General features: G+C 70.0%; 1 pseudogene. It reads right to left on the minus strand.

The window, feature by feature from the left end:
• Positions 1 to 257: pseudogene (locus AYW75_RS18700) on the minus strand (hypothetical protein); the annotation flags it as partial.

The raw sequence follows: 257 nt of genomic DNA on the forward strand, positions 1-257 counted from the left end.
AGCAGGCGTTCGGCGAAGATCGTCTCCAGGCCGGGCTCCACGTAGGGGCCGGTATGGGTGTCGCCGATCACCGGGTCCAGGCAGTAACGCAGCTGCGGACAGGCCGGCAGGATCTCATCCAGCCAGTCGGCGAACGCGGCGCCGTTGGCGGTGCTGCCGAAGTAACCGGAGACCAGCATCTTCGCCCGCTGCGGCAGGCCGCGTTCGTGGGTACCGAGCAGCAGGTCGGCGAACCAGTCGGCGGGCAGCACGCGGCC

Origin of the sequence: Marinomonas atlantica (assembly GCF_001639725.1) — a bacterium.
GTDB lineage: Bacteria > Pseudomonadota > Gammaproteobacteria > Pseudomonadales > Marinomonadaceae > Marinomonas > Marinomonas atlantica.